The sequence below is a fragment of the Ruegeria sp. AD11(2025) genome, from assembly GCF_056542405.1.
Genome location: NZ_JBQFZU010000033.1, coordinates 35,804 through 44,854, shown reverse-complemented (window position 1 = coordinate 44,854; position 9,051 = coordinate 35,804). Strand labels below are relative to the sequence as shown.

The window sequence follows — 9,051 nt, the reverse complement described above, 5'->3', positions numbered from 1 at the left end:
TCATTGGGTGGCTCCTTTCCTAGCAGTCGATGACAACTGCACTTTGGCACATTCGATGCCGGTGGAGCAGGAGCCACCCACCTCATCCGGTAGGGCTGTCTGTCCGAATTCACCGCGCGCTACAAGAACACCGTGGCGATGCACAAATGTTCATTGATTGATGGAAACATTGCTAAATCAACGAGTTGACCTCTCTAACGAACGGTAGATTCTGTGCGGCCCGAATCTTGGGTCATGCTGCGTTGGCATAGGGCGACTGCGAGCCTCAAAGTGCCATTAGTAGGTCCGTATCTGCGCAAGCATCGGGCAAGAAACGTTTCCGATGTTACAGTTGGCCGTAAGTTCATTCAGAGCGGCCTCCAATCGCTTTAGTTCGTTTATCTTCATACGCACATTGGAGATATGAAGCTCGGCCAGTTCCTTAACGGATTGGCAATCCTCGCTATCACCTTCGGACAGGTTGAGAAGCACCTTTGCATCGGCAAGCGAAAAACCCAAGTCTCGGCACTTCCTTATAAAACAAAGCCGTCCCACATCGTGCGCAGAGTACATGCGTCGATTATTCGACGCCCTTTCTGGTTTCGGCACGATCCCTTCGCGTTCGTAGTAGCGGATAGTTTCAATTCCGACACCGCTTTGCCGGGATGCCTCCCCAATCGCAAACATGTGAGATTTCCTGTCTTGATCCTGTAGTGGCTACAGAAGTTAAACGAGTGGTTGTTGTCTCTACAACTCCGCGCGACGTAGTCCATCAGGGAAACAGAATGCAGAAGTACCTTAGCCTCAGCTATTTGGGATCGCTATCAGCGCTTGGCGTCGCGACTTGCTGCGTTTTGCCCATGACGATGATTTTACTGGGGCTGGGTGGCAGTTGGTTGGCAATCTTTGGGAAGGTTGCGGCAGCGAGTTACTATGTGCTGACGATGTCAACGGCGCTCGTCGTGATATCATGGATGGTATCTTATCGGCGCGGTTCCTTGCCGACGTTGAAATGGCGGCTTGCAGGAACGACTCTAATCACCGGCGTGGCTTGGGTCGTTGTGTTTAACGAGGCACGGATTAACGATTACCTGATCATGCAGATGTGAGACTATGACAAAACAAACTGTAGTCCTAGAAAGCACCCTGATTTGCCCGAAATGCGGCCGCAGCGAAACCGAGCAAATGCCAACGGATGCTTGCCAGTGGTTCTATGAATGCAAGTCGTGCAAAACAGTTTTGAAGCCGTTGGAAGGCGACTGTTGTGTTTACTGTTCATATGCCACGGTCCCGTGTCCACCAATTCAGCTAGGCGATAGCTGTTGCGGATGAAGTGAAGGACGGTTTTGTTGAGCGAACTGTGAGCTGCCGCCGCGAGCATCGCTGCTATTTGCATGAATGACAGTTCTTTCCGCTGCTTGGCCGCACAAGATATTCGGCAGTTGCAATGTTGTGGCTCTGTTGCAAAGTTTTGGCTGTTGACGCGCTTGAGTTTAGCGTTTGGATGGCTTTCGGTCCCAACTAGTAGAAAGCCAGCTCATGATCTCCTTTAAAGGCGCACAATATCCCAAGGATGTGATCCTCTTTGCTGTGTTCTTCTACGTCCGATACGGCGTGTCGTATCGTGATCTTGAAGAAATCATGTCTGAGCGTGGCGTTGCGGTAGATCACACGACGCTGAACCGGTGGGTGACAAAATACGCTAGTGCAATTGCCGAAGTCGCGCGCAGGCGCAAGGGACCGTGTGACCGGTTCTGGCGGATGGACAAAACTTACATCTAGGTTAAAGGTGCGCGGGTCTATCTCTACCGAGCCGTCGATAAACACGGCAAGACACTTGGCTTCATGCTTTCACGACGTCGAAACAAACCAGCCGCCACCAAGTTCTTCGTTCGAATGCTTGAATGCAATGGCCTTCCACGAAAGATCGTCATCGACAAGAGCGGCGCCAACACTGCTGGTATCAAAGCCGTCAACACCATGCTCAAGAGTTTTGGATGTCCAATTTCAATTGAGATGTTGCATCGGAAGTACCTTAACAATCTCATTGAACAAGACCATCGTTTCATCAAACGCCGGATCCGCCCAATGCTAGGATTCAAGTCGTTCGCTTCCGCCTCCGCTACGCTGGATGGGATTGAAGTTGCGCACATGATCCGCAAAATTCCCCATAACCAGAGCCCCCCACCTTACTATGCGCAAAATTCACCACTTTTGCTCGTTTCTTATGTCGTGCAATCAAATTCCTATTATACATGATAAGTACCCCTTATCGTGTTTGATTGATTTTGCCGGGAAACAGGTACAGACTGGCTGCCATGAAGCCTCCTGCCCCACACCTTCCCGGCCCTTTCCCGGCCCTCTCCCAGGCGGATCAGGAGGCCCTGACCGACCTCTATGTCCGCGGCACGCCGGCCAATACGCTGCGGGCCTATGAGCGCGACCTGCTCTACATCACGGCGTGGGCCAATGTGGCCTTCAAGAAGCCGCTTGAGTGGCCGGAGCGTCAGGACATCGCGCTGGCCTTCATCCTCGATCACGCCCGCGATCTGAATGACGCGGCACCAGACGATCGCGCCCGCCGGACGGCGGAAGCATTGATAGATCAAGGGCTGCGCAGATCGCTGGCCTGTCCGGCCCCATCCACCCTGGACCGGCGCATCGCCTCCTGGTTGGCCTTCCACCGCATGAAGAACCTCGCCAGCCCGTTTGACGCGCCACAGGTGAAACAGGCCCGCGCCAAGGCGCGCCGCGCCGCCGCCCGGCCCCCTGCCCCGAAATCGCAACACCCTATCACCCGCGATGTGCTGGAACAGCTGCTGGCCACCTGCCGCGGCTCCCGCCGGGATTGTCGCGACCGGGCACTGCTGATGCTGGGCTGGGCCAGCGGCGGCCGCCGTCGGTCGGAGATCACCGGGCTGATGCGGGAAGATGTCTCTTTCAAGGAGTTCGACAAATCCGGTGTGGTCTGGCTGTCCCTGCTGGAGACCAAGACCACAGCCAAGGGGGAAACGCCCCGGCTGGTGCTGAAAACCCGCGCCGCGCAGGCGTTGGTGCATTGGATCGAGGTTGGCCAGATCAGCGACGGCCCCCTGTTCCGCCCGGTCTCCAAGGCGGATCGGGTGCTGAAGCGCCGCCTGTCACCGGATGCGATCTATCAGATCGTCAAACACCGGTTGAAACTCGCAGGCCTGCCTGAAGGCTTTGCCTCACCGCACGGGTTGCGCTCGGGCTTCCTGACGCAAGCCGCTTTGGATGGCGCCCCGATCCAGGCCGCCATGCGCCTGTCCCTGCACCGCTCCATGGTACAGGCGCAGAAATACTACGATGATGTCGATATCGCAGAAAATCCGGCGACTAATCTGCTGGGGTGACTTTCGATAACGGGAAACGCCGGGCGATTGGCCCGGCGTTCGTCACAGTGCAGAATTCGATATCAAAACCTTACCCGTGGGTAAGATCGTCCTCTTCCTGCAGATCGCCGATCAGAGTTGCAATTGCCTGCTCCAGCCGGGCACGGTCGACGCGTGAGAAATCCAGGTCATAGCGCAATTCGAGCCGCCCGCTAGAGGCTGAGCATTTCGCAACCCCTGCCCGTCCCGACACCTGGAATGTGGTTTTTGCACGCCGCGTTTTTCCACCCGAAGCGGTGACCGGTCTCTTGGGGACGCTCCCTTCGGCTTCAACAAACGACCGCAGTATTGCCACTTCACGCGGGCCGTCACGATCCGGTTCACTCATCACCGCAGTGCTGACCTGACGGATCAAGCCCGGACTGGCGTCGAGCTTGCGTTTCAACTCGACCCCCAAATTGCGCGGAATATCGTTGGGATGCATCAGCACCTTGTCCAGCATCATCAGCAAGCTGGCGAAAGACCGGATATAGCTGCGCTTGGTATAGCTGGCGGATTTGAACAGGATCGCAACCGCCTTGTCGACATCGGCGCAGTCATTGGCCGGATCGTCAGCATAGGCCCGGGCCAGCGCCCCCATTTCGGCAAATGAGATATCCTTGCGGATCAGGTTCTCATCCACCATGCGGCGATAACTGTCATTCAAATCACTCGCGTCGGAGATGCCAGCCGGGATTTTGGAATAGATTTCTTCACCGGTCTCCTCGAACAGCGCCTGATATGCCGACAGGCGACGCATGCCCTGGATCAGGTCGAAACGACCATCGGAACGACGTTCCAACCGGATCGGGTTCGACAGGCCGATATCACGAATTGAGTCTTTCAACTCGTCCAGCTCAGGGTCAGGGCCGGGCTTGCGGTCTCGGGTCAGCTTCTCGGTGACCACGTCCACCAGAGCCACATGTTCGGTCACCAGACCTTCGGACCGCAAGCGGACAAGCTCGTGCGCCAAGCGGTCGTTTTCGGCCCGGATGGTTTCTTCGGTCGATCGCTGATCGCGCAGGGCGTCGGCGTTTTCCGAGATTGCCGTGGCCATCGGACCGCGCCGTTTCTCAAGCACCTTGTCCGGAACCTTGCCGACCGGGATGTCCTCCATGGCCGGCATGTCGATGTCAAACATTCTGCGTTTACGGCTCATGCGTCACCCTCCAGCTTGTCCCAGGCCGACAGCATCACGCCCCGGAATTCTTCATACACATTATCAAAGGTCGAGCGCGCGCGGCGCCAGGTTTCCCGCGTCATTTCGCGGTAATCCATCTCGTAGACCGAACTCAGGAAGCGACCGGATTGCTCGACGGCGCGGGTCATTTCCACCGGATGTTCGGCGACATGCTCACCGAACACTTTCCTGAACGCATCGAACATGGCCAAATGCAACGCGTTGCCCGGTTCATACCGGGTCAGCAGAAAGCGTATCTCGCAGAACGTCTTGGGCAGGCCGATCTTACCCGTGGGTAAGGTCTTATCGAAGCCATAAGCCAGATCCTCCAACGCCTCGGCCAACTGACCGATGAAGGAGGTGGTCGAGTCGTATTCCCAATATCCGGGCCCTGAAGGGACATAAAGCATGTCAGCGGCAAAAACCGCGTTCATCGACTGATACCCAATGGCAGGCGGGCAATCGAACAGGATCAGGTCATAAGCATCGTCCGGGATCTGATCCAGATACCGTGACACGGCGGCAAAGAACGACCATTCGGGGTTCAGGTGCCGGTACTGCGCCGAAGCAAATTCCACGAAGGCCGCGTTGGCGCAGGAGGGAATGACATCGATGGTCGACCACGAGCTCTGCTTTATGAAATCCGATATGCGCAGATCACCAAGCCCCATATCGGTGATCGAGGGCGGCAATTCGCGGCGGGGCAGGGCGGTTCCGGATTCGGCGGCGGCAGGGCGGCTGTTCATCCGCCCGGTCTCGCGGATCAGGTCTCGAGCCATGATGCCCCAAACGGTGAAGTCCTCGGCCACGTCGGTCAGACCCATGGAATGGCTTAGCGTCGCTTGTGGGTCGAAATCCACCACCAGCACGCGATAGCCATCCAGCGCCGCCGCATGGGCCAGGTGCAGGGCGACTGTGGACTTGCCCGCGCCACCTTTGAAGTTGGCTACCGCAGCTCGGATGGCACGCTTGCCCACGGGCCGGGGTGGCATCAGCGACTTGCGGTTCACCTTGAGCCGCCGGCGCAGCTCATTCACCTCTTCCAGGCTGAACCAGCGCTGACGGCCTTCGGGCTCCACTTCACCGCCGGGAAGGGATGGGTCAGCCGCAAGCTTGCCGCGGAAAGTCGATTGATTGACGCGAAAGATCAGCTCGGACACCTCCCAGCTTGAAAACCGGCGGAGGGTCTTCTCCATCTCGGGGCTGAAGGTCTGCTGGCGAATCCAGCCCTGCAGTTTGAGGGACTGATTGCGCAATGCGTTCAGGTCTTCGTGCGTGTACATGCCTCAAGTCTCATCGTTTGGGACGCTATTTTTTATGTGTTTCCTATTTACGCTTGATTTGCGCTTTAGGCAAAAGGAAATATGATGACACTGTGATCTTACCCACGGGTAAGAAATAAAGGGCCTCGCGCGTGTTGGCCGATTCGAAGCCCTGATGATTCGGAGCGGGACGAATTCACCGGCTTTGAAACAGGATTTAGGGGGGCATAAAGGCTAACGCCACTCCATATGGGGGGACAAAACTACTCAATAAGGGGACAGCCAGTATGTCCCCCATCACCAATACTTCACCAATATTTTTTTTGATTTTTGATTTGGGACAAGCCGGGACCTGGCTTCAATTCAGACTCCGCTTGACAGAATCGTCCGATTGGACGCTAATCAGGACATCAAGGCGAAAAGCGTTGGCAAACAGCGCGACGTTGGCGGTATAAACCGTCTGAGGCAGACAGAGCGGTGAGAACTGGAATGCAGGTTGCAAAACCGGTCGGGCGAAATGCGCCCGCGATCAAGTATGATATATTGTCAGCACTGACCGTGCACGCCCTGTCGGGCGACAAGCATCGGCAGCGCAGCATCCTGAGGATCATCGCCCTGATCACAACCCGATACAACTGGCGCAACAATGAGCTGTCGATCGGCCGAGAGGAAATCGCCCGTTTGTGGTCGGTGAACGAACGCACCGTCAAACGTGAAATGGCCAAGCTGCGGACAATGGGCTGGATCGCGGTCAAGCGCCCCGCAGCCCGCGGGCGCGTCGCGGTCTATGAGCTGGATCTGAAACAGTTGATGATCGACACGTCCGAAGTGTGGCCGACAATCGGGCCCGATTTCCTGGCGCGAATGACAGAGGAACCTGAGTCAGACACCAATGTGGTACCTTTTACGGCCAAACCGGCGCCGCCGGATACTTCGGATGGGGATGTCTGGACGCAAGTTCAGGCCATCCTGCACGGACGAGACCCCGAGCTTTGGGCTAGCTGGTTTCGGCATCTGGCCGAAGCCGACAGGGCAGGGGGGGCGGTTACACTTGTGGCGCCGTCGCGGTTCATGGCGGACTATATCGCGCAAAAATGGAATGGGAGGTTGCTGGCTGCCTACAGCCGCGTTGACCCGGATGTGCGTAGTGTCCGGGTCGAAGCTACGGAGTAGGGTTCAATCACAGCTTGAAGTTTTCACCTCTATGCGCGACCTGAAGCGATGCAGGATTTTAATTGCCCAAATTGCGGGTCTTTATGCCCGATCATTTTGAAAGCCGCCAAGCTCGTGACCTGCTCGTCATGTGGCACAACCCTGTTTTTGAAGGGCAACCACATCGTACAGGCCGGAGATCAAGGTGTGATGCATGATGCACCGCTGCTGTTCGCTGTCGGAGACACCATCGAACTGGGGCGCAAGACCATTCAGATCCTCGGCCACGCGCGCTTTTCCTATGGGCGGGGGTTCTGGGACGAATACTGCGGGATTTCGAAAAAGGGCGCGACCTCGTGGATTTCAGTGGACGAAGGCGACGTTGTTGAACAAGTCCGCATCCCGGAAGCGCAGATACCTAAGTCCCAGCCTCCGTTCAAACCCGGCGAGACGCTGGACTTCAACGGTGCCACCTACACCGTAACCGAAGTCGAACAGGCCGAGTGCATCGCCTTGCGCGGGCAGTTCGACGAGGAACTGCAGGTGGGCGAGACATATCGGTTCGTCAATGCCTCGACCGATGGTTTCCGGCTGCTGTCTGGTGAGTTCTGGGGCGAAAACACAGCGTGGTATGAGGGGCGCTGGTACGACCCGTTCGGTGTGAAGGTGCAGAGACAGGCATGACCCGGACACCCGAGCTTACATCCATCAATTGCACCTCCTGCGGAGCCGGATTGGACGTTTTGGGCGGTGGACGGGTAGTGGTTAAAATCTGCGAATTTTGCGGATCAGAATTGAATGCGCAGGACAATTATAAGGTTCTGCGTAGGTTCGCCGGGCTGAAGCGACCAGATACACCGCTGTCGATTGGGATGCGCGGCAGATTGTATGACGTCGAGTTTGTCATCATCGGCCTGATCCAGCACACCGAACGCTGGGCGGGGCGCGAATTCACCTGGATCGATCATCAGCTTTATTCGCCGACCCATGGCTATGCCTGGTTGACCCTTGAGAACGACCACCTGGTGTTTTCGCGTCGATACAGGGGAACAGGCTGGCTGTCCGAATACGTGGTGGAGAGCGCTGAGCATCGACCAACCATTCATATCAATAGGGAACCATTCCGCTACTACGAGACCACGACCAGCAAGATCACCTATGTCGAAGGCGAATTTACCTGGCGGCCAAAGTTCGGTGAGAGGGCGGTGACCGTCACGGCCATGTCCAACTCGGCGATGCTTGCGTTTTCGCAAACGGGCAGCGAGCGCGAAACCTACCGTTCGATCTATGTGACCAAGGCCGAGGCCGAAGCGGCCTTTGGCGTTACGCTGGACCTCAAGCCCTACCGCGTCCATCCGTTGCAACCCTTTGTGGCAGGGCAAAACTACTGGTTCCTGTTGTGGAGTTCGTTTGTGTTCGCGGCCATTTGCCTGGTGACGGCTTTGGCGTTCAACGTGCAGGACGGGCGGGTCGTGCTGCGCAACACAAAAGTGGACCTGCGGGACCTTCCGGTTGAGATCGCCATTCCGCTGGAGGCCGACAACAGGTTGACCTCGATCCGGGTGGCCGGGAACCTGCGGAACAGCTGGGCCCATCTGGAGATGGAGATGCTGGACCCTGACGGCCAGCCGGTGTTCGAGACCGGGCGCACCATCGAATCCTATTCCGGCCGTGATTCCGATGGCAACTGGAGCGAAGGGTCCCCGGCGACCCGGCTGCGCTTTCGACCTGAAATCAGCGGAACCTACACTCTGACTCTCTCGGCGGCCGAAAAAGGGCTGTGGCATGGGGGGAACGGACGGCAACACCCGTCAGGTGAACCGTTCACCCACCTGTCACTGGATGTCCGGACGGGTCTGTTCACCGGCAAGTGGATGGCCTATCTGGGCGCGGTCTTCGGGGCGTTGTTCCTGTATCAGTTCGGGCGTAAATGGCTGCATCGAAAGGCGCGCTGGTCGGGGACTGACTGGGTGGACGAGGATTAATGTGACAGCTTTCCGGATCATCTTCCTACTGATTTCCACCGCGGCCGTGGGGGCCACGGGATACGTAACTTACTACGGTTACGGCAGCGAAAGCCGTGACC

Annotated in this window: 9 protein-coding genes and 1 pseudogene; 7 read left to right on the top strand and 3 right to left on the bottom strand. The window is 57.1% G+C overall.

Translation table 11 applies throughout. The annotated features are described in order from the left end of the window. Positions 1 to 276: 276 nt before the first annotated feature. Complete coding sequence (locus ACR1XY_RS21245; RefSeq protein WP_170545354.1) at positions 277 to 666, bottom strand: MerR family transcriptional regulator; 390 nt, start codon at positions 664 to 666, stop codon at positions 277 to 279. 98 nt (positions 667 to 764) lie between these two features. Here ACR1XY_RS21245 and ACR1XY_RS21240 point away from each other — a divergent pair, with 98 nt between their 5' ends. From ACR1XY_RS21240 to ACR1XY_RS21225, 4 genes and pseudogenes are all read left to right on the top strand, one after another. Next, positions 765 to 1,088 (top strand): hypothetical protein, encoded by a 324-nt coding sequence (locus tag ACR1XY_RS21240; RefSeq protein ID WP_480596228.1) that lies wholly within the window; start codon positions 765 to 767, stop codon positions 1,086 to 1,088. 4 nt (positions 1,089 to 1,092) lie between these two features. Then, on the top strand, positions 1,093 to 1,311 hold the full coding sequence (locus tag ACR1XY_RS21235; RefSeq protein WP_480596226.1) for a GDCCVxC domain-containing (seleno)protein: 219 nt from the start codon (positions 1,093 to 1,095) through the stop codon (positions 1,309 to 1,311). A 207-nt stretch (positions 1,312 to 1,518) separates the two neighbouring features. Further along, a pseudogene (locus tag ACR1XY_RS21230) lies at positions 1,519 to 2,238 on the top strand (IS6 family transposase). 59 nt (positions 2,239 to 2,297) lie between these two features. Continuing rightward, positions 2,298 to 3,353, top strand: a complete 1,056-nt coding sequence (locus tag ACR1XY_RS21225) for a tyrosine-type recombinase/integrase (protein ID WP_480596224.1) — start codon at positions 2,298 to 2,300, stop codon at positions 3,351 to 3,353. A 70-nt stretch (positions 3,354 to 3,423) separates the two neighbouring features. Here the strand turns inward: ACR1XY_RS21225 and ACR1XY_RS21220 are convergent, their stop codons facing one another. Together ACR1XY_RS21220 and ACR1XY_RS21215 are read right to left on the bottom strand one after the other, a co-directional pair. Beyond that, entirely contained in the window at positions 3,424 to 4,530 is a 1,107-nt protein-coding gene (locus tag ACR1XY_RS21220; RefSeq protein ID WP_480596222.1) for a ParB/RepB/Spo0J family partition protein, read from the bottom strand. Continuing rightward, the gene (locus ACR1XY_RS21215) at positions 4,527 to 5,834 is read right to left on the bottom strand and encodes an AAA family ATPase (protein ID WP_480596219.1); all 1,308 of its coding nucleotides are present in this window, start codon (positions 5,832 to 5,834) and stop codon (positions 4,527 to 4,529) included. The genes ACR1XY_RS21220 and ACR1XY_RS21215 overlap by 4 nt, the downstream gene beginning before the upstream one ends. 468 nt (positions 5,835 to 6,302) lie before the next feature. Here ACR1XY_RS21215 and ACR1XY_RS21210 point away from each other — a divergent pair, with 468 nt between their 5' ends. The 3 genes from ACR1XY_RS21210 (at position 6,303) to ACR1XY_RS21200 (ending at position 8,950) form a co-directional block, all read left to right on the top strand. Further along, the gene (locus ACR1XY_RS21210) at positions 6,303 to 6,986 is read left to right on the top strand and encodes a DnaA N-terminal domain-containing protein (protein WP_480596217.1); all 684 of its coding nucleotides are present in this window, start codon (positions 6,303 to 6,305) and stop codon (positions 6,984 to 6,986) included. A gap of 189 nt (positions 6,987 to 7,175) precedes the next feature. Then, positions 7,176 to 7,649 carry a DUF4178 domain-containing protein gene (locus ACR1XY_RS21205; RefSeq protein WP_480596215.1) on the top strand — a complete coding sequence of 158 codons (474 nt, stop codon included), beginning with the start codon at positions 7,176 to 7,178 and terminating at the stop codon, positions 7,647 to 7,649. Beyond that, entirely contained in the window at positions 7,646 to 8,950 is a 1,305-nt protein-coding gene (locus ACR1XY_RS21200) for a DUF4178 domain-containing protein (RefSeq protein WP_480596213.1), read from the top strand. The genes ACR1XY_RS21205 and ACR1XY_RS21200 overlap by 4 nt, the downstream gene beginning before the upstream one ends. Positions 8,951 to 9,051: the final 101 nt, after the last annotated feature.